Genomic DNA, 25,383 nt, shown 5'->3' with positions numbered 1-25,383 from the left:
TTATAAGTCAGACTATCTCAGTATAACATTTGTAGCGATTTTTTGCAAGTGTGAAAAACGCTTTATTTCAAATTTGTCAATACTTTTTCGATGTCTTTGAACACATCATTGATATCTTGATTTCCTTCGATATCGTGGACCAATCCTTTGGCACGGTAGTGAGCAATGATTGGTTCACCTTGGGCGATATTCACATCCAAACGACGCTTCACTGTCTCAGGTTTATCATCTTCACGTTGGTAGTAATCTTCCTCTTTATAGTCAACTGGTGGGTTGAAAACTTTGTGGAAGGTTTCACCTGTTTCGCGGTGGATGATACGACCACTCAAACGTTCTAAGAGACAATCTGGATTCACTTCGATATTGATCACACCTTCTAGTTCGATACCGAGTTCCGCCAATGTTTTGTCCAAGGCATGAGCTTGTTCAATCGTACGTGGGTAACCATCCAACAAGAAACCTGTTTCCTTGATGTCGTCCTGTGAAAGGCGTTCTTTAACGATTCCATTTGTAACTTCATCTGGAACCAACTCACCTTTGTCAATATATGACTTCGCAAGTACACCCATTTCAGTTTGATTTGCCATAGCAGCACGGAACATATCTCCAGTTGAAATGTGTGCCACGTGGAATTGCTCCACAATTTTAGCCGCTTGCGTTCCCTTACCTGCTCCAGGTAAGCCCATAATCAAAAGATTCATGATAGGATCTCCTTATTTTGTATTTAAATAGAAGCAGAAATCTCTTTCAACCCCTATTTAAAAACAAAATAGAAGAGGGGAGACGAAAATCTCTCTGATAGATAGATCTTCATACTCCACTCTCTAAGCAAAAGTAATCTTGCTTTTATTCTGTTTTGTCCATGAAACCAACATACTTACGTTTCAATAGGTAACCTTCTAGCTGTTTGATTCCTTCGATACCAGTTGAGATAATGATCAAAAGACTAGTTCCCCCAAAAGCAACAGCTTCTGAAAGACCAAAGACATCTTTTGCCACAATCGGCAAGATTGAAATCACACCAAGGAAGATTGACCCGACAGTCGCAAGGCGACGAAGAAGTTTCGACATGAATTCTTCAGTTCCCTTACCAGGACGGACACCATGAATGTAGGCTCCACTCTTTTGCAAGTTTTCTGCTGCTTTCTCTGGATTGATCTGTACAAATGTATAGAAGAATGTAAAGAGAATGATTAACAAGGCATACATAGCAACACCAGTCGGAGATGTTGTAGATAACATTTCCTGTGCTGTACGTACCCAAGCCCAATCATGACCTGTAGCACTCAAAAATTGAAGAATGGCTGCAGGTGCTGCTGTGATGGAACTTGCAAAGATAACTGGGATAACCCCCGCTGGGTTTACCTTCAATGGAAGGTATGAGCTTGATGGGGCTCCTTGAGCAACTTTTGTATATTGGATTGGAATTTTATATTCTGCCTGTTGAACAAAGGTTGTAAAGTAAACAATCAACAAGACAGCGATAATCAAAATAACGACAAAGATAATAGATGAAGTCAAACGGCTACTTGGAATATTGACGAAGTAGTCAACATAGATTCCTTTAATCATTTCAGGGATTGAAGCAACAATACCTGCAAAGATGATCATAGAAACACCGTTTCCGTATCCCTTATCTGTAATTTGTTCCCCGAGCCAAGTTACAATCATACTACCTGCTGTGAGGATAATACCGATAGTAACAAAAACTTGTGGAGTTAAAGCTGTCGTTAATAATTTCGCTCCAGATAGAGTATTAAATCCTGCTGTAATCCCGATAGATTGAACAAATGCAAGTACAAGCGCAATGTATCGAGTTGCTTGATTTAACTTTCTTCGACCAACTTCCCCTTGTTTCCCCCATTCTACAAACTTCGGTAAAATATCCATTTGTAGCAATTGAACAACGATGGAAGCAGTGATATACGGACTTACCCCGAGTGCAAAAACGGAGAAGTTCTTCATGGCATTCCCTGAAACAAGACTAAGCATGTTCAAGAAAGATAAACCGCTGAGAGCTTCTAAACTTTTTGCATTTACACCTGGAACAGTGATACTTGTCCCAATGCGGAAAACAAGAATGATAAAAATCGTAAAGAGAATTTTTGATCGAACTTGTTTAACCTTGAGCGCTTCTTTTAGTAATTTAAAAAACATGGGTCACCTCTCTTAGATGACTTCTACAGAACCACCTTTAGCAGTGATAGCTTCCTCAGCTGATTTAGAGAATTTAGCTGCTTTCACAGTCAATTTCTTAGTCAACTCACCGTTACCAAGAATTTTAACTCCTGATTTTTCAGCTTTCACAATTCCTGCTTCGATAAGTACAACTGGAGTTACTTCTGCACCGTCTTCAAAGACGTTCAATTGGTCAAGGTTTACAATTGCGTATTCTTTAGCGTTGATGTTAGTAAATCCGCGTTTTGGAAGACGACGGAACAATGGAGTTTGTCCACCTTCAAAACCAAGGCGAACTCCGCCACCGCTACGAGCTTTTTGACCTTTTTGACCGCGACCAGATGTTTTACCGTTACCTGATGAAGTACCACGACCAACACGGTTACGTACTTTACGAGAACCTTCTGCAGGTTTCAATTCATGAAGTTTCATTATTATTTTCTCCTCTTTTGTAAAATGCTAGCGCCGATAAGAGAGAAAAGGTTGTCTCCCTTATCAACTCGCCTATACATGGTCATCTAAGATGACTATACCTAGTTTTAGGGGATGAGTATTGCCACATCCCCTAAAAATTCATTAGATTACTTCTTCAACTGTTACCAAGTGAGATACTGCAGTGATCATACCACGGATAGCAGCGTTGTCTTCTTTGATAACAGAGCTGTTCAATTTGCCAAGTCCAAGTGCTACAACAGTTTTACGTTGTGATGGAATGCGTCCGATTGGAGACTTAGTCAAAGTAATTTTAATTTGAGCCATTTTATCCCCTTTCTTATGCCAAATCAGAAACTGAGATACCACGAAGGGCAGCAACTTCTTCAGCGCGTTTCAATTGTTTCAAACCTTCAACAGTTGCGCGAACAATGTTGATTGGAGTGTTAGAGCCAAGTGATTTAGATGTAATATCTGCCACACCTGCCAATTCCACAACGGCACGAACTGCACCACCAGCGGCAACTCCAGAACCTTCTACAGCAGGTTTCAACAATACTTTAGCTCCACCGAATTCTGAAAGAACTTCGTGTGGGATTGTTGTTCCAACCATAGGAACTTCAATCAAGTTTTTCTTAGCATCTTCTACTGCTTTGCGGATTGCTTCTGGAACTTCTTGAGCCTTACCAGTACCAAATCCTACGCGACCGTTGTGGTCACCAACAACAACAAGAGCTGCGAAACGAAGACGACGTCCACCTTTAACAACTTTTGTAACACGGTTGACAGCAACTACGCGTTCTTCTAATTCAACTGCATTGTCTTTAAATGCCATTTTCTAGTGTCCTCCTATTAGAATTTCAATCCGTTTTCACGAGCTGCATCAGCCAAAGCTTTCACACGTCCGTGATATAGATATCCACCGCGGTCGAACACCACTTCTGAAATACCTTTAGCGTTTGCACGTTCTGCAACGAGTTTACCGACAGCAACGGCTTGTTCAGTTTTAGTTCCTTTTGAAACTTCTTTGTCAAGAGTTGAAGCACTTGCGAGCGTTACACCCGCTACGTCATCAATCACTTGAGCGTAGATGCCTGTATTAGAACGGAATACGTTCAAACGTGGGCGATCAGCAGTTCCAGAGAGTTTTCCGCGAACGCGACGGTGGCGTTTTTGGCGGAGTTTGTTTTTATCTGGTTTAGAAATCACAGTTTTCACCTCTTTAGTTTTAAATCATGTGCTATGCACTAAGTTGGAAAATAGGTTGGTGGTTGAAAATCAACCACTCAACATTATTTACCTGTTTTACCTTCTTTACGGCGAACGAATTCACCAACGTAACGGATACCTTTACCTTTATATGGTTCTGGTGAACGAAGGCTACGTACGTAAGCAGCTGTTTGACCAACTACTTCTTTTGAAATTCCGCTAACAACGATTGTTGTTGGGTTTGGAAGTTCAAAAGTAATTCCTTCTGGAGCTTCAACTTCGTCTGGATGAGATTTACCAACAGCCAAAACAAGTTTAGATCCTTGAAGTTGTGCACGGTAACCAACCCCGCGCATTTCAAGTTCTTTCTTGAATCCTTCTGATACACCAACAACCATGTTGTTCAAAAGGGCACGAGTAGTTCCGTGGATTGTTTTCATTTCTTTTGAATCGTTTGGACGGTGAAGAGTTACTTCCGTACCTTCCACACGAATTTCAATATCTTTTGAGAACTCACGAGTAAGTTCTCCTTTAGGTCCTTTTACAGTTACAACGTTGTCATTGTTAGTGAGTTCAACACCAGCAGGCAACACGATAACTTTATTACCAATACGTGACATGTTTATTTTCTCCTGTTAGATTGTCAGGCCATAACGGCCAGTTTTCACGGGGTTAAAGATACCTATTGAGTTCAATAGCTAAATTGAACACGCTCTAAGAACTGTGCAAAATAGATAAGTTGTCTTGTTTGTAAACAAACTTCTCCAACTTCCTAATTTTGCTTTGTTCTTTACGAGCTTTGTATCTTGATTTTACCAAACGTAAGCGATAACCTCACCACCAACATTCTTTTGGCGAGCTTCTTTATCAGTAAGCAAACCTTCAGAAGTTGAAAGGATAGCAATTCCAAGTCCGTTAAGAACTTTTGGAAGATCTTCACGTTTTTTGTAGACACGAAGTCCTGGTTTAGAAACACGTTTCAAGTTAGTGATAACTTTTTCACCGTTTGGTCCGTATTTAAGGAATACACGGATGATGCCTTGTTTGTCATCTTCGATGATTTCTACATTCTTAACAAAACCTTCGCGTTTAAGGATTTCAGCAATCCCTTTTTTGATGTTTGATGCAGGTACTTCAAGTACTTCGTGTTTCGCTTGGTTAGCGTTACGAATACGAGTTAGGAAGTCTGCGATTGGGTCAGTCATAACCATTTTGTTTTTCTCCTCTTACTAGTAGTTTGCAAGTTGCACTTGCTAGTTAATGATTGAGCTGGGCTCAGATAGTATTGACACATTCAAATGAGAGAACTCTTATTTGAACACGAGCTACAACCTGTGCAAAAAAGATAAATTTGTTTTGGAGCATCGCTCCTTCACCAAATTTCCTATTTTTGCTGTGGTTGTTACGCTCTTTGTATCATGATATTACCAAGATGCTTTTGTTACACCAGGAATTTGTCCTTTGTAAGCTAATTCACGGAAGCAAACACGGCAAAGTTTAAATTTGCGGTAAACTGAATGTGGACGACCACATTTTTTACAACGAGTATAAGCTTGAGTAGAGAACTTCGCTGGACGTTTGTTCTTAGCAATCATTGATTTTTTAGCCATTAGATTTACCTCCTATATTATTTTGCAAAAGGCATTCCAAGGCCTGTAAGCAATGCACGTGACTCTTCGTCAGTGTTAGCAGTTGTTACGATAACGATGTCAAGACCACGAGTTTTGTCAACGTCATCAAAGTTAATTTCTGGGAAGATCAATTGTTCTTTCACACCAAGAGTGTAGTTTCCGCGTCCATCAAATGATTTTGTTGGAACACCGTGGAAGTCACGCACACGTGGAAGTGAAACTGAAACCAATTTGTCCAAGAATTCGTACATACGTTCACCACGAAGGGTAACTTTTGCACCGATCGCTACACCTTCACGAAGACGGAAGCCGGCGATTGATTTTTTAGCTTTAGTGATAAGTGGTTTTTGACCTGAGATAAGTGCCAATTCTTCAGCAGCTTTTTCAAGACTTTTAGCGTTTGATACAGCTTCACCAACACCCATGTTCAAAACGATCTTATCTACTTTAGGCACAGCCATCACTGATGAGTAGTTGAATTGTTCTGTCAAAGCAGGAACTACTTCATTAAGATATTTTTCTTTTAAACGATTTGCCATTATACTTCTCCTTTCCTTCGTGATTAATCAAGCACTTCGCCTGATTTTTTGTTGTAGCGAACTTTTTTACCGTCTACAAATTTGTAACCAACACGACCAGCTACACCATTTTTGTCCAATACTTGAACGTTTGATACGTGGATAGCTGCTTCTTTCTCGATGATACCACCTTGAGGAAGCTCGTTAGTTGGACGTTGGTGTTTCTTAACGATGTTAACACCTTCAACGATAACTTTGTTTACTTTTGGAAGGGCAGTAAGGACAACAGCTTCTGTTCCCTTATCTTTACCAGCGATTACGCGAACTTTGTCGCCTTTTTTTACAAACATTAGGTTTCTCCTTGATTTTTCTTACGCCCATAAGGGCACCCTAGCTTGAAGCTAGGGGACTAGTTTGTTTCTAAAAATTAAAGTACTTCTGGAGCAAGTGACACGATCTTCATGAAGCCACCTTCACGCAATTCACGTGCAACTGGGCCAAAGATACGTGTTCCGCGAGGAGTTTTGTCTTCACGGATGATAACTGCTGCGTTTTCGTCAAATTTGATGTATGAACCATCAGCACGACGAGCACCTGATTTAGTACGAACGATAACAGCTTTTACAACGTCACCTTTTTTAACCGCACCACCAGGAGTAGCTTGTTTTACAGATGCCACGATAACATCACCGATGTTTGCAAATTTACGTCCTGAACCACCAAGAACTTTGATAGTCAAGATTTCGCGAGCACCGCTGTTGTCTGCGACTTTCAAACGAGTTTCTGTTTGAATCATTTCAGTTTTCTCCTTTCAGGTTTGATTAGATGATGACCGCTTCTTCAACAACTTCTACAAGACGGAAACGTTTTGTAGCTGAAAGCGGACGAGTTTCCATGATACGTACGATATCGCCTTCTTTGGCAACATTGTTTTCATCATGTGCTTTGTATTTTTTAGAGTAGTTAATACGTTTACCATAGACTGGGTGGTTACGTTTTGTTTCAACTACAACTGTGATTGTCTTGTCCATTTTGTCAGATACAACACGTCCAACAAGAACTTTACGATTATTGCGTTCCATTGAAATTTCTCCTTCCCTAGTCTATTATTTCGCTTCAGATTGAACTGTTTTGATACGAGCGATTTGTTTTTTAACTTCTTTCAAGCGAGCTGTTTGTTCCAATTGACCAGTAGCAGCTTGGAAACGAAGTTCAAACAATTCTTTTTTCAATTCGTTTTCGCGCTTCGCGAGTTCTTCTTGAGAAAGACCACGAAGTTCTTTAACAAATTCTTTTACTTCATTAAGTTTCATGCCTTCTCCTTATTCTGCTTCACGTTTTACGAATTTACATTTAACTGGCAATTTGTGGCTTGCAAGACGAAGCGCTTCGCGAGCGATCTCTTCAGATACACCAGCAACTTCAAACATCACTTTACCACGTTTAACTGGTGCTACCCAACCTTCAGGTGCCCCTTTACCAGATCCCATACGCACACCGATAGCTTTAGCAGTGTATGATTTGTGTGGGAAGATTTTAATCCAAACTTTACCACCACGTTTCATGTAACGAGTCATGGCGATACGAGCAGCTTCGATTTGGCGGTTAGTGATCCAGTGGCTAGTTGTAGCTTGAAGACCGTATTCACCGAATGCTACTTCTTTTCCACCTTTTGCTTCACCGCGCATTTTTCCACGGAATTCACGACGGTGTTTAACACGTTTAGGTACTAACATTGGTTATTTACCTCCTTTAGTGTTTTTACGAGCCGGAAGAACTTCACCACGGTAGATCCATACTTTAACACCAAGTTTACCGTATGTAGTATCTGCTTCTTCCCAAGCGTAATCGATATCTGCACGAAGTGTGTGAAGTGGAACAGTTCCTTCAGAGTATCCTTCAGCACGGGCGATATCTGCACCGTTCAAACGACCTGATACTTGAGTTTTAATTCCTTTAGCTCCAGCACGCATTGCACGTTGGATTGCTTGTTTTTGTGCACGACGGAAAGCGACACGTTGCTCCAATTGACGAGCAATTCCTTCACCTACAAGGTGAGCATCCAAATCAGGTTGTTTGATTTCGATGATGTTGATGTGTACTTGTTTTCCAGTCAATTTGTTAAGTTTTGCACGGAGTGCATCAACGTTAGCACCACCTTTACCGATAACCATACCTGGTTTAGCAGTGTGAAGTGAAACGTTAACTTTGTTTACTGCGCGTTCAATTTCGATAGTTGAAACTGCTGCGTCAGCAAGTTCTTTTTGAACGAATTTACGGATTGCAAGATCTTCATGAAGGTAATCCGCGTATTCTTTTTCAGCATACCATTTGGCATCCCAATCACGGATGATGCCGACACGCATACCAATTGGATGTACTTTTTGACCCACGATGTTACCTCCTTATTTTTCTGCAACAGCTACAGTGATGTGAGCTGTACGTTTGTTGATTGGTGAAGCTGAACCTTTCGCACGTGGACGGAAACGTTTCATAGTTGGTCCTTCGTTTGCGAATGCTTCAGATACTACCAAGTTAGCTTTATCCAAACCAAAGTTGTTTTCAGCGTTAGCTACAGCTGAGTTCAAAACTTTCAAGATGATTTCAGCAGCTTTGTTTGGAGTGAATGTCAAGATTGCGATTGCATCGGCTACGCTTTTACCACGGATGTTATCAAGAACAAGACGTGATTTACGAGGTGAAACACGTACTGTACGAGCCATTGCTTTAGCTGAAGTAATTTCTGCCATTTATGTTCTCCTTATTTTCTACGTGTTTTCTTGTCGTCTGCAGCGTGACCTTTGTAAGTACGAGTTGGTGCAAATTCACCAAGTTTGTGACCTACCATGTCTTCTTGGATGTAAACAGGTACGTGTTTACGTCCGTCATAAACTGCGATAGTGTAACCAATGAAACTTGGAAAGATCGTTGAACGACGTGACCAAGTTTTGATAACTTTTTTCTTTTCGTCATTAGCTTGAGCTTCAACTTTTTTCATCAAATGCTCATCGACGAAAGGTCCTTTTTTAAGACTGCGTCCCATTTTTATATTTTCTCCTTTAAATGTTGTACCACAGCGGCTTGCGCTCATATGGAGCGCTACCGAGCTGGCGGATTTCCTAGTTGCTTAAGCAACTAGTTTACTATTATTTCTCGTTGCGACGACGAACGATAAGTTTGTCAGATTTCGCTTTCTTGTTACGAGTTTTAAGACCAAGAGCAGGTTTGCCCCATGGAGTAGATGGCGCTTTACGACCAACTGGTGCTTTACCTTCACCACCACCGTGTGGGTGATCGTTAGGGTTCATTACAGAACCACGAACTGTTGGGCGGATACCTTTCCAGCGGCTACGTCCTGCTTTACCAAGGTTTACAAGTCCATGTTGTTCGTTTCCGACAACACCAACTGTAGCACGACAAGTTCCAAGAATCATACGTACTTCGCCAGATTGAAGACGAACAAGAACGTATTTACCTTCTTGACCCAATACTTGAGCAGAAGCACCAGCAGCACGTACCAATTCTCCACCACGACCTGGTTTCAATTCGATGTTGTGGATCAAAGTACCAACTGGGATGTTAGCAAGTGGAAGAGCGTTTCCGACTTTGATATCTGCTTCAGGACCTGAAACGATACGTTGACCAACTTCAAGACCTTTTGGAGCGATGATGTATGCTTTCACACCGTCAGTGTAGTGTACAAGAGCGATGTTTGCAGAACGGTTTGGATCGTACTCGATAGTTTTAACAACTGCTTCAACGTTGTCTTTGTTACGTTTGAAGTCAACCAAACGGTAGAAACGTTTGTGTCCACCACCTTGGTGACGAACAGTGATACGACCGTTGTTGTTACGACCAGCCTTGCTCTTCAAAGCAACAAGCAATGATTTTTCAGGAGTGCTTGTTGTGATTTCAGCGAAATCCAAAGAAGTCATATTACGGCGACCGTTTGTTGTTGGTTTATAAACACGAATTCCCACGATATTTCCTCCTTAGATTATTCAGCTTCAGCAGCAAACAACTCGATTGCTTTTGAATCAGCTGTAAGTGTGATGATAGCTTTTTTAGTTTTGTTAGTAAAACCTGTGTAACGTCCAACACGTTTAGCTTTTGGTTTTACGTTGATTGTGTTAACGTTGGCAACTTTAACACCTTCGAAAGCAGCTTCAACAGCTTGCTTGATCAAAAGTTTGTGTGCACGAGTGTCAACTTCAAATACATATTTTCCTGCTTCAAGTTGAGCCATTGAGCTTTCAGTGATGACAGGTTTTTTGATAACATCATACAAATTCATTATGCAAGAACCTCCTCGATTTTAGAGATAGCTGCTTGTGTGACAAGAAGTTTGTCGCTATTTGCGATGTCAAGAACACTTGCAGTTGTAGCAGTTGCAACTTTCACGTTTGGAAGGTTACGAGCTGAAAGAGCTGCGAATTCATTTCCTTCTTCAAGGATAACAAGAACTTTAGAATCGATGCTCAATGCTGCAAGAACTTTTGCAAATTCAGCAGTTTTTGGAGCTGTAAATTCAAGAGAATCAACGGCTACAAATTTGTTTTCAGCAACTTTTTCAGAGTAAACTGATTTAAGAGCTAGGCGACGAACTTTTTGTGGAAGTTTGTAGCCGTATGAACGTGGAGTTGGTCCGAAGACAACACCACCACCACGCCATTGTGGTGAGCGGATAGAGCCTTGACGAGCACGTCCAGTTCCTTTTTGACGCCATGGTTTGCGTCCACCACCTGATACTGCAGAGCGGTTTTTAACAGCGTGTGTTCCTTGACGAAGGCTTGCGCGTTGGCTGATGATCACATCAAACACAACTGATTCATTTGGTTCGATACCAAATACTGCATCGTTAAGAACAACTTGGCCAGCTTCTTTACCAGTTTGGTCAAATAATGTTACGTTTGCCATTGTGACTGATTTCCCCTTTCTTTATTATTTACCAGCTTTAACTGCTGATTTGATAGTGATAAGAGATTTCTTAGCACCTGGTACGTTACCTTTGATAAGGATAACGTTCTTTTCTGGAACAACTTGTACAACTTCAAGGTTTTGAATTGTTACGCGGTCGCCACCCATACGTCCTGCAAGGTTTTTACCTTTGAATACGCGGTTAGGTGCAACAGGTCCCATAGAACCTGGACGACGGTGGTAACGGGAACCGTGAGCCATTGGTCCACGTGATTGTCCGTGGCGTTTGATAACACCTTGGAAACCTTTACCTTTAGAAGTACCAGTTACGTCAACAACGTCTCCAGCTGCGAATGTTTCAACTGTGATTTCAGCACCAACTTCCAAGCCTTCAACGTTTTTGAATTCACGAATGAAGCGCTTAGGAGCCGTGTTAGCTTTCGCTACATGTCCTTTAGCAGGTTTGTTGCTCAATACTTCGCGTTTGTCATCGAAACCAACTTGGATAGCGTTGTATCCATCTGTTTCAACAGTTTTAACTTGAAGAACAACGTTTGGAGTTGCTTCAATAACTGTTACAGGGATCAATTCGCCAGCTTCAGTGAAGATTTGAGTCATTCCCACTTTTTTCCCTAAGATTCCTTTTGTCATGAGAAAATAGTTCCTTTTCTATATTTTTTTATTCAAAAAGTTTTTAACGAGCGTTTTTCATGCTCAAGGTTTCAAGCTTTGAATTAAAGCTTGATTTCTACGTTTACACCACTTGGAAGATCCAATTTCATCAAAGCATCAACTGTTTTTTGAGTTGGGTTAACGATATCGATCAAACGTTTGTGTGTACGCATTTCGAATTGTTCGCGAGAGTCTTTGTATTTGTGAGTCGCACGAATAATTGTGTAGAGGCTACGCTCAGTTGGAAGTGGGATTGGACCCGCAACTTGTGCACCTGTACGAGTAGCTGATTCTACGATTTTTGCAGCCGCTGTGTCAAGCGTACGGTGTTCGTAAGCTTTCAAACGGATACGGATTTTTTTGTTTGCCATCTTTTTCTCCTTTTCGTCTATTTAAGATAATAGGCTAGCTCCACAAGAAAACCGACGCGCGTTGCGTGACAATGCAACCGAGCGTGTCGCAACCTCTTGCATCAAAGCTAAGGCTGTAATTTACAGCACCATAATAGAATAACACAAAGCCCCTGCGATTGCAAGGGATTTGTGAGCTTTTTTTCGTTTTTTTACTAACCTAAGTTACTAGAGTATGTTCTGATCCTCTTTCGTAAATAAAACATAGTTTGACAATTTACCCATTTTTGGGGGTGGCGATAAAGATAGATACTGTCTGATCTGGATCATATTTTTCAAAATCAATACTATACTGACGTTGCAGTTCTCTTGCTTCTTCTGCCTGCCAGATTTGTTGCCAGGTATGGAGAAACCCTTTTGAATCACTTGTATCCACCTCAAATACTTGGTAGGTTTGTTCTGAAGTGTCAAAATCCCAGTCTTCTTTATCGGATAGACTACAGAGCGACAAGCTGTAATCCCCCTTGTAGTCGCTGACATAATCATGATAGACTGCATAAATCGGAAGCCCTTGGGCAAATGCCTCCTCTACTTCTTTCTGGTGCTCCTGCCATAGATGGCTAATTTTTTCCATCATGTTTGGATCTTGGAAATTATTTGTAGAGATACTACTGATTATTTTTAAAAACATTCCTTCGCTCCTTTTACTTTTACTTCTAAGGTGACTGACTAGCAATCAACCTCAGCTCTAAACTTTCTAGCTACCAAGAGGCTAATTCACGCAACAAAATGAAATAGCATTCTTTGCGTATAGGATATATCACACCATTCACTATCAACTCCCTTTTCCCAGAAAAAACGGTGCCTATAACAAACAAAACGTTCAATTTACCGGTCTCAACCAGAGCTGAAAAACAATGCAGGCTTCAACCAAGACCATCCTTCCAATTCTTATTGATATAGTCTGGAAAGTTTTTAACGAACATTTTTTGTGCTCAAGTCTAAGACATAAAGGGATTCAAACTCAAAGCAAAAATAGGAAATCGACGCGCGTTGTGTGGCAGTGTATCCAATCGTGGTCACAACCTCTTGCATCACAGCTAAAGATGTGATTTACAGCACCACGGTAGAATAACACAAAGCCCCTGCGATTGCAAGGGATTTGTGAGCTTTTTCCGTTTTTTTTAAGATGAAACTGTTTTCTCTTTTTATCTTTCCAAAATTACGGATTTACATCTATAAAAAACTACCTTTTCTTCTATATAATATGTGCCATTTTGACCTTGAATGTATCTTCTGATTGATCTACTAAAATGTCCGCTTTAGACTCGGTTTCTCTATAGTATCGCAGATACTGCTCCCGTCTCATCTGATGGCTAGCTAATACAAAAGATGCATCGCGATTTCTCATAGTCGTATCTCGAGCTAAGCGCCTCTTTAATTCGGTCTCCTCATCCGTGTAGAAACAGATGGTTTTGTCAAAGAGTTCCTTGGGAAGAAAACCCACGGACATCCCTTCAACAATAAGAATTGGCTTTCCTCCAGACAAGACCTCGCTAGCCTTCCAAGGTTCATCAATCGTCAAGATGTCCATGCCTGCCTGCAAGGCGAGAATATCTCTCTGTAAACTTGCTAGTTCATGCGCCACTGGCAGACAAGCCGTCACCTTTTGATCTGGCGCTTGCTTTGGTACTACCAGGTGACGTTCTGAGGTGATATAAGGATCTGTTTCTAGTAAATTTACTGTAGTAGAATCTAGAGCTTGATGTAATTCCTGAGCGAAGGTTGACTTGCCCGAAGCCCCATGACCGTAGATCCCTAGCGTCCTAATTCTTCCCGTTTCGATCTCTGAAACCAGTTGTTCTATCAGGTCTTTTTTCTTCATTCTCTCTTCACCTGTTCATAGCTTTCTTTTCCGTCATTAAGCTTGTCCCAAATCACCACTTGCCCACTTTTGAGGGATTTTTGCACATCGATAATCCGTTGATTGGACGAACCTCGAAACTGGAGCATAAGATTGCGTTTGCTTTTATCATACCGTCCATCGACAAGGATGTCAATCAGCGACAAGAGTTCCAATTTGTCTGGAGTCTCCAGCATCATTTCTTCCCAAGTATAACCCGTCCAGGACCAGATGTCTTTTTCTGGTAATTCCTTTCGAATGCGCTTAACGAGAGGCAAGAGAATGCCCGTATTAAGAAAGGGTTCTCCTCCTAGCAAGGTCAAACCTTGAACATAGGGTTGGGCAAGGTCTTCCATGATTTGTTCTTCTAATTCTGCCGTATAGGGAATGCCTGCGTTGAAAGACCAAGTCGCAACATTATAGCACCCCTCGCAGTGAAACATGCAACCTGATACATAGAGAGAGTTGCGCACACCTTCTCCATCGACAAAGTTAAAGGCCTTATAATCAATGATCCGCCCTTTACTAAGTTCCTCACTTTTCCATTCACCTGGTTTTGGTGTATTCCATGTCATCCTTTTACTCCAAATCTATCCAGTAACGTTCTACACCATTGCGAACATCCTCAAACACCCCACCATTTGCCACAATAACCGCCCTACTAGCAGGATTTTCCGTACTACAGGTCACAAGTGCTTTTTTGATGTTCTTCTCCTTGGCAACTTGCAGGCCTTGTCCGAGGGCTTCTTTGGCATAACCTTTACCTCTTTCAGAAGGGCGGATGGAATAGCCGATATGCCCCCCATTTTCTAGTAAGTAGTCATTTAATTGGAGACGAAGATTGAGAAAGCCAAGAGCCTGGCCTGCTACGTCAAAACTAATCAGCTGAATAGCAGGAACCCAGTTTTCAGGAATATTGAGTCCCGCTTCTGCTTGAAGATTTTCTTCTAGCCACTCTTCATAAACAAAATTGTTGGCGTTCCAAAACCCACCATCGTGGGCTGATTGAGTCTGTTCAAACTCTGCCATCATCTCTAAAACTGTTTCTTTATCTGCCAATGTTGGTCTGCGTAGTATCATTTTCACCTCCAATTAAGAGAAAAGTGAGAGCAGACTCTCACTTTTATTTTTTCTTGTTCTTGTTTAAAAACTGTTCTCTGAGGTTGAGCAAGCGTTCTTTTTTACCTGTTCCACCTTTCGAGTGTTTCTCGTGATAACGGGTCACTTGTGCGCGTCCCTTATCGTCTAATTGGTATTTCCCCATTCCATTTCCTTCTAATTTGTTACTTCATGTCCGGCTGTTTTAATGGTTGAGCCGTTCATGTGTTTGACACGCGCAGCGATTTCCTTGTGGCGTCCATTAACCATCGGACGCGCTTGAGGATTCCCCAGATAACCACACGTACGTTTGACCACATCTACTGTTTTAGGGTCGCTATTGCCACAGTTGGGACAAGCAAATCCTCTCTCAGTTGGTTCAAAATCTCCTTCAAAGTCGCACTTGTAGCAACGATCAATCGGAGTATTGGTCCCTAGATAGCCGACACGGTCATAGGCATAGTCCCAGACAGCTTCCAGGGCTTTAGGATTTTGTTGAAGAACTGGATACTCACAATAATGGATAAAACCACCTGACGCACCTGCTTCTGGGTAAACTTTTTCAAAGTCTAATTTTTCAAACGGTGTTGGATTTTTACGAACATCGTAGTGGAAAGAGTTGGTGTAGTATTCCTTGTCCGTGATGTCCGGAATAGAGCCAAACTTCTCTGTATCCAAGCGACAGAAGCGGTCTGTCAGACTTTCAGACGGTGTGGAGTAGATAGAGAAATGGTAACCATATTGGTCAGACCACTCTTCCACACGACGTTTCATATCACGAATAATATCCAGTGTGAATTCCTTGGCTTCAGGATTGCTTTCCCAGCTATTTCCAAAGAAGACTGTAGCCACTTCGTACAAACCGATGTAGCCCAGCGAAACTGTCGCACGGCGATTCTTAAAGAGTTGGTCAACACTTTCTTCTTTTCCGAGACGGCGACCGAAGGCTCCGTACTGGTAGAGGATAGGGGCATTCGCTGGTGTTGCTTCCTTGGTCCGTTCAACACGGTAAACCAGAGCATCTTCTGCGATATTCATCCGCTCGTTGAAGATTTCCCAAAACTTATTCAGATCCCCTTCAGACTCGAGGGCGATACGAGGCAAATTGACTGTCACAACACCTAGATTCATCCGACCTGAATTGACCTCAACACCATTTTCATCTTTCCAGCCTTGGAGGAAGGAGCGACAACCCATAGGAACCTTGAAAGAACCAGTCAGTTCGATAATCTTATCATAGGATAAGACATCTGGGTACATCCGCTTGGTTGCACACTCAAGAGCCAACTGTTTGATATCGTAGTTAGGTGACCCCTCCTCTAAGTTAAGGCCTCTTTTCAGCGTAAAGATGAGTTTAGGGAAGATAGCTGTACGGTGTTCTGAACCAAGCCCCTTGATTCGGATGTTTAAGATAGCTTTTTGAATTTCCCGCTCAAAACGACTAGTTCCTAGACCAAAACCTAGTGAAGTAAAAGGTGTTTGTCCATTTGAAGTGAAGAGAGTGTTGATTTCATACTCAAGAGATTGCATAGCATCGTAGATGTCCTTTTGGGTTTTCTTCCAAGCGTAATCTTCCCGTTTTTCAGGCAAGACCCACTCTTCCGCATCTTTGAGGTGTTTTTGGTAATTCTTCTCCGCATACGGAGCCAAGACTTCATCGATACGGTCAGCTGAGCAACCCCCGTACTGGCTAGAAGCAACGTTGGCGATGATTTGAGAAATTTGAGCGGTCGCAGTCTGGATAGACTTGGGACTCTCTACCTCTGCATTTCCAATCTTAAAACCATTTTCCAACATGCCTTTAAAATCAATCAAACAGCAGTTGGTCATCGGAGTGTAGGGGCTGTAGTCCAAGTCATGATAGTGGATATCCCCTTTTTGGTGAGCATTGGCTACGTGCTTAGGAAGCATTTGCAGCCCGATTGACTTCCCAACAATCCCTGCTGTCAAATCACGTTGGGTGTTGAAGACATCGCTGTCTTTATTGGCATTTTCATTGACAACTGCTTGATCTTTATTGAGAAGTTTATGGATACTAAAGTTGATATCTGTAGCTTTTGAGCGCTCAAAATCCCTTTGTGTCCGATAAGTGATATACTCCTCAGCCAGCGCATATTCTTTGGCTTCAAGGAGTTCATGCTCTACGACATTTTGAATTTCGTAAATCTTGACACCTTGAGGGAAGCGACTGTGAATTTCAGTCACGATTCTTTCAACTAGACCATTTAGGCGTTTTTCTACTAGAGGCGTAACGTCCATAACCTTTTCCGCCGCCTTGTGGAGAGCCTTGTCAATCTTGTCTACATCAAACACCACACGTCTACCATCTCGTTTTTCAACGAACAAGGTGGGAACGGTTGCAAGCTTTTCTTCTAATACAATCATATCCATGCTCTTTTCTAAAATATTGTTGAATTGTTTATATTCAGTATTATACCACTCTAAAAATAAAAATCAATATCTTGTGTTAAAAATCCTAAAATTTTTAAAATTCCACAAGATATTGATTTTTTGTTATTTAGATTTATAAAGTTTGAACTCGCTAGTATCTGTCTGAACAAGCTCATAGTTTTCACTGAGCCAGCTCTCTACATCTGACCACAAGGCAACTTTTTGATTGACCACAATCATCTTCGGTTGATTCTCTTTCAGGTCATTCATCAGTTTGGTTTTATTTTCATCGCTTGCAGTATAGAGTGTTGGAGTTGATAGAGAAGTCGGCGCCAAGCGTTCACTTGCACGGTAGAAATCGGGACGATCATCCCAAGCATAGACACGATCCTCAGAACTCGTTTGTTGTTTGACCACGCTGGCAAGACGTTCTCTCTCCTGATAAGTCGTTGGGTGAGAAAGGTAACGACTCACAATAGGAAGAACAATGAGATAGGCAAGGGCAATCAGTGGTAGATAGAAATTTCCTTTAAGGAAAGAAGTTTGTTTCTCACGTCTTCTTCTACGACGACTCCCTCCATCTGAAACATCTTCCTTGATTCCTGTCAGAAGGAGCAAGACCAAGAAAGGAATTAGCACCACAAGACGAGTACCATTGATAGGTTCTTTGGAGAGAACCAAGATTCCCAAAGAAACCAATAATCCCAAGCTAGCAGCAATCGATAAGGCATATTGCTTGGCTGGTTTTGACTGGAACAAGCCTGTAAAGAGCAAACCAAGGGTACCTAACCCAATAGCAAGCAAGCCATAGAAGGCTGCATTTTCAAGCAAATGTGAATTTGAAAAGAGGCTAAGAGTATTTACTGGATACAAGGTCTGGTTAATGGCATCTCCAAAACTACCTGTCCACACTGTAAAGTAGCCTAAAGGATAGAATAAGAGAGAAAATCCTAGGGCTGACGCAAAGAACTGATATATGCCATGAACAAAATGACCTTTGCCTAGATTAAAGCCGATAATCCCCAAGGCCAGTACAGCCGCAAACAAGGCTGTTGGGATTGGCGCAAGGAAGAAAGCGAGAGCAAGGCTCATCCCCACTCGTACAAATCCTTTGTCATCCTTTGGAAAAGCGAGATAATTTGTAACGATACTCAATGAATAAAATAGGAAAGGTAGGGCTAGCAAGAGAGCATAACCGCCACCAAAAGCGAGGCCCGCTACAAGCAAGTATAAAATAAAGACAACTCGCTTCGCTTCCTTTTCTTGGCCGACAAGAGTATCTGCAGCCTTAAAAAGGAAAACACCTGCTCCAAACAAGGCCAACCACTCAACCAAAGCAATCAAAACACTGCCTTGAAAAAGGTAGGTTAGCACATAATAGAGCAATCCCTCCGTCCCAAAATAATCTGTATACATTTGACCATTTTGATGCAAGGCCCAACCGGTATAAAGATCCTGGGTTTGTTGCGGACTGATTAAACCAAAAATAAAAGGCAGGGCAACCGAAATGGCTGTGGCCACTAAACTCCAAAGCAAAATACTAAAAAAGGGAATGGGAGCTCCTTCTCGTTTTTCTGGCACTGACCAGTCTTGGTAATGAGATTCTTCTTGTTTCTCATCTATTTTCCCGTATACGTTCATTCAATTTCTCCTCTAAGTTTATCTGTTTTAGTATATCAAAATCTTACAGGAATGTCAGCTTGGGATTGATATTTGCTGAATTTCTTATCCAATAGCGCAAAGCGTTCGATTTCACGAAAACGGTGGAATCGACTGTTTCTATACTCTCTGATAAAATCATCATCTTCTAGATTAAGCATGGTTTTCTCCTTTACTTATCTATTCGTAAGAAGACAAAAATAAGATCCAGCCTTGGGCTAGATCTTGATGGATAGTTAGAGCATAGGTGCAAACAACTGGACAATTTCCTTGATGAGGCTTTGATACCAGCTGGTTTTGATAGTGTGGGGATAAATTTCTTGAGAAACTTTAAAAATCTCTTCGAAGTCCCTTTCAATATCGATGATGGACTGCGTTCTATGAAGTAAGACGGCATTTTCATAGTGGTGGAGCAAGCTCCGATAGTCAAAATTGATGGTCCCCACAGTAGCTGCCTCTCCATCGACCAGCATTTGCTTGCTATGAAGGAATCCCGGACTGTACTCATAAATACGAACCCCTGCAGATAACAAGTCTGGATAGGCTCCTCGAGTAACTAACTGAATAACCTTCTTATCTGGGATACACGGTGTCACAATTCGCACATCTACCCCTCTCAGAGCTGCATTTTTGATACTTTCAGTTAGATCGTAGTCAGCAATTAGATAGGGAGTCGTGATATAGACGTAATCTGTAGCTTGATTGATAAGATTTTGGTAGACCGTTTTTCCAACTTGAGCTCTGTATATGGGTTTTGGTCCACTACTATAGGGAATACAGAGCCCCATCCCATCTTTGGGCTGATTTTCGAGATGGTATTGGTCAAAATCACTAATCTCTCCACGGTTGATGTACCAGGCAGATAAAAAGAGCCTGGTAAAAACTTTAACTGCCGGTCCATCCAACCGAATACCGCTATCCTTCCAGTAACCAAAACGTTCGATATGGTTGATATACTCATCGGCCAGATTGATACCACCTGTATAGGCAATTTGACCATCGATAATCATGATTTTTCGGTGATCACGGTTGTTATAAGCAACGGTCAAACGTGGAATCACCTTGTTAAATTTATGGGCTTCAATCCCTCGGCTACGAAGCTGGATGGTATAATCCCCAGGCAAGGTTGCCATACATCCAATATCGTCGTAGAGGAGCTTAACTTCTACTCCTTGAGCAGCCTTTTCTTCCAAAATCTCTAAAATACTGTTCCACATCAAGCCTTCTTCGATGATATAGTACTCAAGAAAGATAAATTTCTCCGCTTTCCTGAGATCCTCTAGCATCTGATGCCACATACTTTCCCCAGATGCAAAAAATTGTGTATCCGTTCGATCATAGACATCAGCATTCGTATCCATGCTGAGGAGAGATTTGATAACTCCGTAAGCTGACTTGTCCTGCTCTTTTAACTCCAAACGGAGAGCTCTGCTATTGTCCTCTCGATCAACCATTGATTGGAGCTGCTTTAGCTGCTTCATTTCTTTTTTAGATAAACGGCGTTCTCCAAACATGATATAGAGCAGTGGCCCAAACACTGGCACAAAGGCTACTAACAGCCATGTTACCTTACTTTCAGGATTCATAGACCGATTGACAATCGATACAATGGTCGCTATACTCACTAAAATGACTAGGATAACCCAGACAATTGGAGCCATTTGCCCTAGATAGAGAAATAAACCAAAGACGATAAACAACTCTGCCAACATGATGGTAATACTAAAACCATATTTGGACATGAGTAGCTGCATTTTTCTAGCTGTCATACATCCCCTTCCTTTTCTAACATTCTCCTAACTGCTTGATAAACTAATGTCTCTACTAGTATACCTCAGTTCAGGGGTAGATGGCAACCTTTTACCTTTTTCTATTCAAACTATTCCAAGAACTGCAAGATTCTTAAACTACTCCTTCATTATATGACGTGCTATCCCTTTTTATATTTTTAACTAGGGTATTAAGAGGCTTAAAAAGAACTACCATAATGATAGTTCTTTCCAATATTATTTATATTTTTCAATATCGCACAAATCCTATGACAGTTACTATTGAAGTTGTAGAAGGTAAAGCTGAAACCTTAATTCCAAACTTCTATTTAGATTTGAGATCCTATTTTGTTAATACCACTCGGTCAGATGCCTCTCGGTCCATATCATCGATAATCAATTGATTACCATTAACCGTGTAAATTTTGACATCATCACCGATAATGACACGTTGATTTTCTGGCTCAAAGCTGACTTGCTTGATTTCCTTATCTCCATCTGGCTCGACCTCAGTCCATGTACCAGTTTTACCTGTTACAACAAGAGTGATTTGGTCATTCTCATCTTTTCCAGTATAGGTACCATCGATATTCGTAGGTTGAGCTACAGTAGTGTCCTGACTTGAGGACGCCTGTGGTTGACTAGCACTTGTCGCAGCGCTAGAAGATGATTCTTGTTGAGAAGATGATTGCTGAGCAGATTGCTGGGTAGGGGCTTGTGCCTTAGGTCCACAAGCTGCTAAAAGACTAAGAATTGCTAGGGAAGCAATAGAAAGTGTGAATGTTTTCGTTTTCATAGCGATTTCCTTTCTTTTGTGCCAATGTTTTGCTGGAATCGTTTCCAGATATACCTCCTACCTACAGTATAGCAACATAAACCTATAAGGTCAACTAATCTCGTCGCTTCCTACCAAACTTGCTCGGACTTCCGAGATAAAGTAGAGGGATCCCGTCACGAAAAGCAAGTCCTGATCATTGGCCTGTTCTTCAAATTCTCTGATAAAGTCCCCATAGGAAGGAATCAAATCGTAACCCGCCACATCCTTTTCATCCAGAGAGCCTTGGTAGTCAAAGCCTGTTACCTTAAGTTCCACCTGAGGCAACTGCTCCGTTAGATAGCCTAACATCCCCTGATAATCCTTGCGTTTAAGAGCTCCAAAAAGGATGCGAACCTGGTAACCTTGCTGGATTTTCCCCTGGATAAACTCGACCAGACGAGTCAAGGCTGGCAGATTGTGAGCCCCATCTAGGTAGATTTGCGGACGAATTCGTTCCAATCGACCTGCCCAATGTGTCTCCTTCAAAGCCCGTCTGACAAACTCTTCTTCGACCCTTTCACCTCCTGACGCCATAAACAGAAGAAAAGTTTCTAAAGCCAAGGCGGCATTTTCTTGCTGATAAGCACCTTCCAAACTGATTTCAAGTTGAGAAAAACTAGCTAGACTACTTGAAAAATCCCCAGCATTCAAGGTGAAGTCTCCCCCAGCTTGATAAAGTTCAACAGCTAACTCTCTCGCTGTATTTTGACAGACAAGTTTAGCTTCTGGAGCGAGCTTAGCAATGACCGCCTTCTTGCCAGCCTTGAAAATACCAGCTTTCTGCTCGGCTATTTCCTTCAGACTGTCACCCAAGGTCTCCTGATGATCTAGTCCAATGGAAGTAATAACTGCAATCTCTCCTGTTACGACATTAGTCGTGTCAAGCAAACCACCAATCCCCACCTCTAGCAGGACTAGATCCACTCCCTGCTCTTTAAAGTAAAGCAAGGCAATCAAGGTCAACAACTCAAAGAAAGACAATTGATCATGTGTTTCTAAGAGAATTTTCTCCATCTCCTTGACTTGGTTAGCTATACGAACAAAGTCTTCCTCTGCGATCGGCTGTCCATTAATACAGATTCGATCATGGATGCTGATGATATGAGGAGAGGTAAAAGTACCAACTTTATTACCATGAGTTGCAAACAACTCCCTCATAAAGGCAATAGTTGACCCTTTACCGTTAGTCCCTGTTACGTGGATAATAGGATAAGTCTTCTCAGGATTCCCCAGCAAATCCACAGCTCGTTGCATTCGTCCAAGTCCAGATCTAAAATTTAAACCAATCCGACTATGAAGCCATTCTTCTACTTCAAACATACATGTCTCCTTAACAAAAGTCCAATCAACTACCGCATCAAAGTATGATTACAAATAAAAAGCGAGGTCGGGACTAAAATCCCGACCTCTTACCTGGTTAGCTAATCACTAGCTACTATGAATTTCAACGTGAGCTAAAAACGTCCCCCGGATATTCCAACTCTTCTAATTTTCAGGAGTTGGGCTGATACAGTCTCCCAGACTTACCAGTTCTCTCTTATTTAAAGGAACTGGGCTAAAAACGTCCCCCGGACGTTTTTACTCCTCCATAAAGCTGTTGAAGACTTCTTCAATCATGTTCCATTCGTCTTCTGAGTCTTCTGGGATTGGTTGCAATTCGCCTTCTGTTCCGTCTTCATTTTCGATGAATGAGTAAGCTTGGATTTCAACTTCACCATTTTCATCTTCTTCTGCGTTAACTGGCACTAGAAGAACATAATTTTTACCAAATTCTTCTTTCCCATCGATGGTCAAAAGAATTTCAAACAAGGTTTCATTTCCTTGCTCATCTACTAGTGTAATCAATTCACGTTCTTCGTGGTCATGGTTGTGATCGTGTGACATAGTTTCTCCTCTGTCTTAAAATTTTCTATCTAAATAATTTTGCAAAATCAGCTGAGCAGCCAACTTATCAATAACTTTCTTGCGTTTGTTACGACTGATATCTGCTTGTTCAATCAACATACGCTCCGCAGCGACCGTTGTCAAACGCTCATCCTGATAGTCTACTGGCAAACCAAAGAGTTCTTCTAGCTTGGCACCATAGGCTTGACTGGCTTCTACTCGCGGACCGCTGGTATTGTTCATGTTTTTTGGCAAACCTACTACAAAGCGTTCTACCTTATAGCTGTCAACCAATTCCTTGATACGGTCAAAACCAAACTGGCCCTGCTCCTCATTAATCTGGATGATTTCAAGTCCCTGAGCGGTGAAGCCTAGTGGATCGCTAATAGCCACCCCTACTGTTTTTGAACCGACGTCCAATCCCATAATTCTCATAGATTATAGATCGACTCCTTGTCCCTTAAGGTAGTAGCGTACCAGTTCTTCAACAATTTCATCACGCTCATACTTACGGATTTGATTTCGTGCATTGTTGTAACGAGGAACGTAGGCAGGGTCTCCACTCAATACATAACCGACGATCTGGTTAATCGGATTGTAGCCCTTGTCATTCAAAGAAGCATAAACATCTGTCAATGTTTCGCTAATTTCTTTCTTATTGGAATCATCCAATTTAAACCGTACAGTTTCTTCAGTAAATCCCATTCTAACACCCTCTTTCCTTAGAATAGTACTATTATAGCACATTCCCTGACGTTCTACAAATAAGTCAGTCGATTAATTTGGATTTTCTATTGTTCTGTCGCCCCATTTGCCACTCTATCTGCAATATATTGGCTAGGTTCGTTTTTTAAGAGATTTTCAAGGCCGATATTTTTTAAATATTCCAGCTGAGATGCCTTTTTGACATCCAATACTTGAAAATCATAAGTCGTTGTCGTCTGGATTTCTGTCTCGCTGAGTAGCTTGGTTTCCAGTTTGAATCCTGCTAGTTTGCGTGCCTCTTGGATGGTCTCATCCTTTTCTTCCGCTTCTAGAAGCGCTTTTTGCGTCTCCTCTAGGCCATTTTCAGAGATAAAGGTCTTGAGTTCATCCCCGACAGGTCGTTTTTGCTGGATGGTCAAGGTCAAAAACTGATTGCCTTTATAAGTAATGGTCTGAATCTGCTGCGTTCCATTTTCTGACTTCGGCATCAGCAAGGTCTTGGTGACAACCGTATTCTTTTCGGCATTGTCCAAAACGGGAAGGTTGGATTGGATGGGGTCAGATGCTGTTGTGGAAGCAGCAGGAGTTTCCTTTTTTTGCCCACATCCCGCAAGCAAAAAGAGGAGAGCAAAACTAGCAATTAGTAACTTTTTCATAATTCCTCACATGATTTTAAAACAAAAGAGCAAACAAGGCCAGGAGTCACTCCCAGCCTTGATGTTTTATAGAGCTGCACGTAGACGTGCTTCTGCATTTTCTACATTACGGACAGAGCGTGGCAAGAAGGCACGGATATCATCTTCTTTATAGCCGACTTGTAGGCGCTTCTCGTCAACGAGAATCGGACTCTTTAAGATCCGTGGTGTTTCCATGATTAAGTTGAGCACTTCATTGACACTCAAATCCTCGATGTCAACTCCAAGTGCCTTAGCGTAGCGGTTTTTTGACGAAACGATACTGGCAATTCCATTATCTGTTTTCGTGAGAATATCTAATAACTCTTCTCTTGTAATTCCTTCTTTACCGAGATTTTGTTCTTTATAACTTAACTGGTGGGCATTGAGCCAGGTTTTCGCTTTTTTACAGCTAGTACAACTTGAGACTGTATAAATTTTGATCATGTACCTACCCCTTTCGCTACATGTTACTATCAGTTTAGTCTATTATACCATAAAAAACATCCGACTTGCGACCTATTTTTAAAAAAAATTAACTTTTTTCGCGATTTTCGTACTTTTTTCTTGACAAAA

39 protein-coding genes are annotated in these 25,383 nt (G+C 41.5%); all 39 read right to left on the bottom strand.

The window, feature by feature from the left end; translation table 11 throughout:
* Positions 1 to 62: 62 nt before the first annotated feature.
* The 39 genes from ADM50_RS05110 to spx all read right to left on the bottom strand — a co-directional run bounded on the left by ADM50_RS05110 (position 63) and on the right by spx (position 25,254).
* A complete protein-coding gene (locus ADM50_RS05110) occupies positions 63 to 701 on the bottom strand; it encodes an adenylate kinase (RefSeq protein WP_001050433.1) in 639 nt (212 codons plus the stop codon).
* A 145-nt stretch (positions 702 to 846) separates the two neighbouring features.
* A complete protein-coding gene (gene secY, locus ADM50_RS05105) occupies positions 847 to 2,157 on the bottom strand; it encodes a preprotein translocase subunit SecY (protein WP_000465385.1) in 1,311 nt (436 codons plus the stop codon).
* A 12-nt stretch (positions 2,158 to 2,169) separates the two neighbouring features.
* Positions 2,170 to 2,610 (bottom strand): 50S ribosomal protein L15, encoded by a 441-nt coding sequence (gene rplO / locus ADM50_RS05100; RefSeq protein WP_000766089.1) that lies wholly within the window; start codon positions 2,608 to 2,610, stop codon positions 2,170 to 2,172.
* Positions 2,611 to 2,754: 144 nt separating this feature from the next.
* Positions 2,755 to 2,937 (bottom strand): 50S ribosomal protein L30, encoded by a 183-nt coding sequence (gene rpmD / locus ADM50_RS05095; RefSeq protein WP_049484736.1) that lies wholly within the window; start codon positions 2,935 to 2,937, stop codon positions 2,755 to 2,757.
* Between the two features lie 13 nt (positions 2,938 to 2,950).
* Positions 2,951 to 3,445, bottom strand: coding sequence for a 30S ribosomal protein S5 (gene rpsE / locus ADM50_RS05090; protein WP_000874204.1), 495 nt, complete (start codon positions 3,443 to 3,445; stop codon positions 2,951 to 2,953).
* A gap of 17 nt (positions 3,446 to 3,462) precedes the next feature.
* Positions 3,463 to 3,819, bottom strand: a complete 357-nt coding sequence (rplR, locus tag ADM50_RS05085) for a 50S ribosomal protein L18 (RefSeq protein WP_000624044.1) — start codon at positions 3,817 to 3,819, stop codon at positions 3,463 to 3,465.
* An 83-nt stretch (positions 3,820 to 3,902) separates the two neighbouring features.
* Positions 3,903 to 4,439, bottom strand: a complete 537-nt coding sequence (gene rplF / locus ADM50_RS05080) for a 50S ribosomal protein L6 (protein ID WP_000086640.1) — start codon at positions 4,437 to 4,439, stop codon at positions 3,903 to 3,905.
* A 192-nt stretch (positions 4,440 to 4,631) separates the two neighbouring features.
* A complete protein-coding gene (gene rpsH / locus ADM50_RS05075) occupies positions 4,632 to 5,030 on the bottom strand; it encodes a 30S ribosomal protein S8 (RefSeq protein ID WP_000245504.1) in 399 nt (132 codons plus the stop codon).
* A gap of 213 nt (positions 5,031 to 5,243) precedes the next feature.
* Positions 5,244 to 5,429, bottom strand: coding sequence for a type Z 30S ribosomal protein S14 (locus ADM50_RS05070; RefSeq protein WP_049484735.1), 186 nt, complete (start codon positions 5,427 to 5,429; stop codon positions 5,244 to 5,246).
* Between the two features lie 17 nt (positions 5,430 to 5,446).
* Entirely contained in the window at positions 5,447 to 5,989 is a 543-nt protein-coding gene (gene rplE / locus ADM50_RS05065) for a 50S ribosomal protein L5 (protein WP_000013542.1), read from the bottom strand.
* A gap of 23 nt (positions 5,990 to 6,012) precedes the next feature.
* A complete protein-coding gene (gene rplX / locus ADM50_RS05060) occupies positions 6,013 to 6,318 on the bottom strand; it encodes a 50S ribosomal protein L24 (RefSeq protein ID WP_000497691.1) in 306 nt (101 codons plus the stop codon).
* Positions 6,319 to 6,395: 77 nt separating this feature from the next.
* On the bottom strand, positions 6,396 to 6,764 hold the full coding sequence (rplN, locus tag ADM50_RS05055; RefSeq protein WP_000616545.1) for a 50S ribosomal protein L14: 369 nt from the start codon (positions 6,762 to 6,764) through the stop codon (positions 6,396 to 6,398).
* Positions 6,765 to 6,789: 25 nt separating this feature from the next.
* A complete protein-coding gene (rpsQ, locus tag ADM50_RS05050) occupies positions 6,790 to 7,050 on the bottom strand; it encodes a 30S ribosomal protein S17 (protein WP_000440801.1) in 261 nt (86 codons plus the stop codon).
* Positions 7,051 to 7,074: 24 nt separating this feature from the next.
* Positions 7,075 to 7,281: a 50S ribosomal protein L29 gene (rpmC, locus tag ADM50_RS05045; RefSeq protein WP_000772918.1), complete on the bottom strand. Its 207-nt coding sequence runs from the start codon at positions 7,279 to 7,281 to the stop codon at positions 7,075 to 7,077.
* A gap of 9 nt (positions 7,282 to 7,290) precedes the next feature.
* Positions 7,291 to 7,704 carry a 50S ribosomal protein L16 gene (gene rplP, locus ADM50_RS05040; protein WP_000960948.1) on the bottom strand — a complete coding sequence of 138 codons (414 nt, stop codon included), beginning with the start codon at positions 7,702 to 7,704 and terminating at the stop codon, positions 7,291 to 7,293.
* Positions 7,705 to 7,707: 3 nt separating this feature from the next.
* Complete coding sequence (gene rpsC, locus ADM50_RS05035) at positions 7,708 to 8,361, bottom strand: 30S ribosomal protein S3 (protein ID WP_000529936.1); 654 nt, start codon at positions 8,359 to 8,361, stop codon at positions 7,708 to 7,710.
* Positions 8,362 to 8,373: 12 nt separating this feature from the next.
* Entirely contained in the window at positions 8,374 to 8,718 is a 345-nt protein-coding gene (gene rplV, locus ADM50_RS05030) for a 50S ribosomal protein L22 (RefSeq protein ID WP_000818137.1), read from the bottom strand.
* Between the two features lie 11 nt (positions 8,719 to 8,729).
* Positions 8,730 to 9,011 carry a 30S ribosomal protein S19 gene (rpsS, locus tag ADM50_RS05025; RefSeq protein WP_000533766.1) on the bottom strand — a complete coding sequence of 94 codons (282 nt, stop codon included), beginning with the start codon at positions 9,009 to 9,011 and terminating at the stop codon, positions 8,730 to 8,732.
* A 103-nt stretch (positions 9,012 to 9,114) separates the two neighbouring features.
* Positions 9,115 to 9,948 (bottom strand): 50S ribosomal protein L2, encoded by an 834-nt coding sequence (gene rplB / locus ADM50_RS05020; RefSeq protein ID WP_000512910.1) that lies wholly within the window; start codon positions 9,946 to 9,948, stop codon positions 9,115 to 9,117.
* Between the two features lie 17 nt (positions 9,949 to 9,965).
* A complete protein-coding gene (locus tag ADM50_RS05015) occupies positions 9,966 to 10,262 on the bottom strand; it encodes a 50S ribosomal protein L23 (RefSeq protein WP_001055347.1) in 297 nt (98 codons plus the stop codon).
* Positions 10,262 to 10,885 (bottom strand): 50S ribosomal protein L4, encoded by a 624-nt coding sequence (rplD, locus tag ADM50_RS05010; protein ID WP_000024539.1) that lies wholly within the window; start codon positions 10,883 to 10,885, stop codon positions 10,262 to 10,264. The genes ADM50_RS05015 and rplD overlap by 1 nt, the downstream gene beginning before the upstream one ends.
* Positions 10,886 to 10,909: 24 nt before the next feature.
* Entirely contained in the window at positions 10,910 to 11,536 is a 627-nt protein-coding gene (gene rplC, locus ADM50_RS05005) for a 50S ribosomal protein L3 (RefSeq protein ID WP_000160197.1), read from the bottom strand.
* A gap of 83 nt (positions 11,537 to 11,619) precedes the next feature.
* On the bottom strand, positions 11,620 to 11,928 hold the full coding sequence (gene rpsJ / locus ADM50_RS05000; protein WP_001284513.1) for a 30S ribosomal protein S10: 309 nt from the start codon (positions 11,926 to 11,928) through the stop codon (positions 11,620 to 11,622).
* Positions 11,929 to 12,184: 256 nt separating this feature from the next.
* Positions 12,185 to 12,598, bottom strand: coding sequence for an effector binding domain-containing protein (locus tag ADM50_RS04995; RefSeq protein ID WP_044021470.1), 414 nt, complete (start codon positions 12,596 to 12,598; stop codon positions 12,185 to 12,187).
* Positions 12,599 to 13,165: 567 nt separating this feature from the next.
* Positions 13,166 to 13,792, bottom strand: coding sequence for a uridine kinase family protein (locus ADM50_RS04990; protein WP_049484734.1), 627 nt, complete (start codon positions 13,790 to 13,792; stop codon positions 13,166 to 13,168).
* The gene (gene nrdG, locus ADM50_RS04985; protein ID WP_049484733.1) at positions 13,789 to 14,385 is read right to left on the bottom strand and encodes an anaerobic ribonucleoside-triphosphate reductase activating protein; all 597 of its coding nucleotides are present in this window, start codon (positions 14,383 to 14,385) and stop codon (positions 13,789 to 13,791) included. The genes ADM50_RS04990 and nrdG overlap by 4 nt, the downstream gene beginning before the upstream one ends.
* Positions 14,386 to 14,389: 4 nt before the next feature.
* Complete coding sequence (locus tag ADM50_RS04980; RefSeq protein ID WP_049484732.1) at positions 14,390 to 14,890, bottom strand: GNAT family N-acetyltransferase; 501 nt, start codon at positions 14,888 to 14,890, stop codon at positions 14,390 to 14,392.
* A 43-nt stretch (positions 14,891 to 14,933) separates the two neighbouring features.
* A complete protein-coding gene (locus tag ADM50_RS09640) occupies positions 14,934 to 15,074 on the bottom strand; it encodes a hypothetical protein (protein WP_000521625.1) in 141 nt (46 codons plus the stop codon).
* An 11-nt stretch (positions 15,075 to 15,085) separates the two neighbouring features.
* A complete protein-coding gene (nrdD, locus tag ADM50_RS04970; protein ID WP_049484765.1) occupies positions 15,086 to 17,293 on the bottom strand; it encodes an anaerobic ribonucleoside-triphosphate reductase in 2,208 nt (735 codons plus the stop codon).
* Positions 17,294 to 17,422: 129 nt separating this feature from the next.
* Positions 17,423 to 18,940, bottom strand: coding sequence for a hypothetical protein (locus tag ADM50_RS04965; protein WP_049484731.1), 1,518 nt, complete (start codon positions 18,938 to 18,940; stop codon positions 17,423 to 17,425).
* A gap of 35 nt (positions 18,941 to 18,975) precedes the next feature.
* A complete protein-coding gene (locus ADM50_RS09635; RefSeq protein ID WP_000933184.1) occupies positions 18,976 to 19,119 on the bottom strand; it encodes a hypothetical protein in 144 nt (47 codons plus the stop codon).
* A gap of 75 nt (positions 19,120 to 19,194) precedes the next feature.
* On the bottom strand, positions 19,195 to 20,727 hold the full coding sequence (gene cls, locus ADM50_RS04960; protein WP_049484730.1) for a cardiolipin synthase: 1,533 nt from the start codon (positions 20,725 to 20,727) through the stop codon (positions 19,195 to 19,197).
* 343 nt (positions 20,728 to 21,070) lie between these two features.
* A complete protein-coding gene (locus ADM50_RS04955; RefSeq protein WP_049484729.1) occupies positions 21,071 to 21,523 on the bottom strand; it encodes an SP_0198 family lipoprotein in 453 nt (150 codons plus the stop codon).
* 90 nt (positions 21,524 to 21,613) lie between these two features.
* Positions 21,614 to 22,864 (bottom strand): bifunctional folylpolyglutamate synthase/dihydrofolate synthase, encoded by a 1,251-nt coding sequence (locus ADM50_RS04950; RefSeq protein ID WP_049484728.1) that lies wholly within the window; start codon positions 22,862 to 22,864, stop codon positions 21,614 to 21,616.
* A gap of 258 nt (positions 22,865 to 23,122) precedes the next feature.
* On the bottom strand, positions 23,123 to 23,428 hold the full coding sequence (locus ADM50_RS04945) for a DUF1292 domain-containing protein (protein WP_000017624.1): 306 nt from the start codon (positions 23,426 to 23,428) through the stop codon (positions 23,123 to 23,125).
* A 15-nt stretch (positions 23,429 to 23,443) separates the two neighbouring features.
* A complete protein-coding gene (gene ruvX / locus ADM50_RS04940) occupies positions 23,444 to 23,863 on the bottom strand; it encodes a Holliday junction resolvase RuvX (RefSeq protein WP_042903001.1) in 420 nt (139 codons plus the stop codon).
* Positions 23,864 to 23,866: 3 nt separating this feature from the next.
* Positions 23,867 to 24,133, bottom strand: a complete 267-nt coding sequence (locus ADM50_RS04935; protein WP_000507059.1) for an IreB family regulatory phosphoprotein — start codon at positions 24,131 to 24,133, stop codon at positions 23,867 to 23,869.
* Between the two features lie 86 nt (positions 24,134 to 24,219).
* Entirely contained in the window at positions 24,220 to 24,789 is a 570-nt protein-coding gene (locus tag ADM50_RS04930) for an SP0191 family lipoprotein (protein WP_000734685.1), read from the bottom strand.
* 66 nt (positions 24,790 to 24,855) lie between these two features.
* Positions 24,856 to 25,254, bottom strand: a complete 399-nt coding sequence (gene spx / locus ADM50_RS04925; RefSeq protein ID WP_000591165.1) for a transcriptional regulator Spx — start codon at positions 25,252 to 25,254, stop codon at positions 24,856 to 24,858.
* Positions 25,255 to 25,383: the final 129 nt, after the last annotated feature.

This window comes from Streptococcus oralis, assembly GCF_001075675.1.
GTDB lineage: Bacteria > Bacillota > Bacilli > Lactobacillales > Streptococcaceae > Streptococcus > Streptococcus oralis_V.
The sequence above is the reverse complement of the archived record's forward strand: the minus strand, read 5'-3'. Positions and strand labels throughout refer to the sequence as shown.